At 59.3% G+C, this 1,764-nt stretch carries 3 protein-coding genes and 1 pseudogene; 2 read left to right on the top strand and 2 right to left on the bottom strand.

Translation table 11 applies throughout. The features are described 5' to 3' along the window. Window positions 1–283, bottom strand: a pseudogene (locus HX846_RS33135) (hypothetical protein); the annotation flags it as partial. A gap of 136 nt (window positions 284–419) precedes the next feature. Here HX846_RS33135 and HX846_RS33130 point away from each other — a divergent pair. Beyond that, window positions 420–815, top strand: coding sequence for a hypothetical protein (locus tag HX846_RS33130; RefSeq protein ID WP_008432073.1), 396 nt, complete (start codon window positions 420–422; stop codon window positions 813–815). Window positions 816–831: 16 nt separating this feature from the next. Here HX846_RS33130 and HX846_RS33125 read toward each other — a convergent pair whose 3' ends face one another. Further along, the gene (locus tag HX846_RS33125) at window positions 832–1,431 is read right to left on the bottom strand and encodes a short chain dehydrogenase (RefSeq protein WP_003211677.1); all 600 of its coding nucleotides are present in this window, start codon (window positions 1,429–1,431) and stop codon (window positions 832–834) included. Between the two features lie 104 nt (window positions 1,432–1,535). Between HX846_RS33125 and HX846_RS33120 the strand changes: the two genes are divergently transcribed. After that, the coding region (locus HX846_RS33120; RefSeq protein WP_178967041.1) for a LysR family transcriptional regulator at window positions 1,536–1,764 on the top strand (229 nt) is incomplete at its 3' end.

Here is a 1,764-nt window from a genome sequence, read left to right as displayed (position 1 = left end):
CGACGCCGGAGAACTTGCCACGCAGGTCGGCAAACAGTGCGCCTTGCTGGCCGGCCAGGGAGGCGGCCTCCTGCAGGATGCTGGTGCCACCGGTGTCGTTGACCACGTAGTTGCGTTTGTCGTTGCAGGGCTGGAACAGCAGTTTGTCACCCTGCGCCGTCAACTCGCCCTGCATGCGGGTCATCCCGGCGAGAGAGGGCTTGGCCGGCTCGTTATCGAACATCTGGCAGGCGGCGAACAGGGGCAGCAGGGCAAACAAGGCTAGGGTACGGGCGGCACGCATCATCGGGTCTCCTGATAAGTGCAGCCACGTTACGCAGGCTGGCGGTGCATCACAAGCCCGGGACACAGGTTGAATAAGGTGTGCCGGGGGCGATCATCCCTGCTGGGACTTTTCCTATAGAGGGATGTGAACGGTCATGGGAACGTCTTTCTCTTTTATTCGGAAAGCCGCGATGACTATTCGATGGAATCTGTGGGGGCTGTTACTGGTGACGGGTTCTGCACTGGGCAGTGAACCGGCGCGGCTGGAGTACTCCTCTGCCACTGACTTTACCGAGATCTCGATCACCGTGAAGAGGACGCCTGACAGTAGCCCGGACTTTATTTCGGTCAATGTCACGCTGAGCCCGGAGGCCAGGGCCCGCACGGCTGCAATTACTTTACTGGCTTACAACAAGCAGGTTTCGACATACGTAGACGGCTACAACGTGAGTGATGGCGCCACTGTCATGGGTGTGCTGAACACACGAGAAATACAGTTTTCCGTCCCCCAGGACATGCTCCGTAAATGGATGCCCTGGGTTCAACGGTGACGGCTTTTCAGGCTGGTCAGCCTACGATAAACGTCTGCCCGGTCTGCAAGCCTTCCACGCTTTTCGCGTAGGCCAACGCCACTTCTGCACCCGGAGCCGGTTTGTACCCACGGAAGTACGGCGCGTAGCTGCCCATGGCTTCCAGCAGGACGGTAGGGCTGACCGAGTTGATGCGCAGGCCGCGGGGCAGTTCGATCGCAGCGGCTTTCACGAATGCATCCAGCGCGCCGTTGACCAGGGCAGCCGAAGCACCGGTGCGAATCGGATCGCGGTTGAGAATGCCGCTGGTGAAGGTGAACGACGCGCCGTCATTGGCGAACTCGCGGCCAATCAGCAGCAGGTTGACCTGGCCCATCAGCTTGTCTTGCAGGCCCAGGTCAAAATCGGTTTCGCTCATGTCGCCCAGGGGCACGAAGTTGACGCTGCCGGCGGCGCAGATCAGTGCGTCGAATTTGCCGGTCTGTTCGAACAGTTTGCGGATCGAGGCGCTGTCGCTGATATCGACCTGGAAGTCGCCACTTTTGCGACCGATGCTGATCACTTCATGCCGTTGGGACAGTTCTGCCTTCACCGCCGAACCCACGGTACCGCTTGCGCCAATCAACAGGATTTTCATCGTGCCTTCCTCCAGATGTGTAGGTGAGGTTTCAGTCTAGAGTGATTTTTTGCGCGGATAAGTGCACTAATAGGCAACCTTTGGTTTTCAATTGGAAACAATCCATGAGCGAAATGGATGACCTCGCCGCGTTTGCCGTGTTGATCGAAGCCGGCAGCTTTACCTTGGCGGCCCAGCAACTGGGCTGCAGCAAAGGGCAACTGTCCAAGCGCATCAGCCAGTTGGAAGCGCAGTTTTCGGTGGTGTTGTTGCATCGCACCACCCGCCGCCTGAGCCTGACGGCGGCGGGTGCGGCGCTGTTGCCGCAAGCCCAGGCGTTGGTGGTCCAGGTGG

This window comes from Pseudomonas sp. K5002 (assembly GCF_013386655.1).
GTDB lineage: Bacteria > Pseudomonadota > Gammaproteobacteria > Pseudomonadales > Pseudomonadaceae > Aquipseudomonas.
This window is presented reverse-complemented; position numbering and strand designations above follow the sequence as displayed.

Excerpts from the sequence above, each read along its gene's own strand:
- HX846_RS33130 (WP_008432073.1), top strand. The coding sequence starts at position 420 with ATGGGAACGTCTTTCTCTTTTATTCGGAAAGCCGCGATGACTATTCGA.
- HX846_RS33125 (WP_003211677.1), bottom strand. The coding sequence starts at position 1,431 with ATGAAAATCCTGTTGATTGGCGCAAGCGGTACCGTGGGTTCGGCGGTG.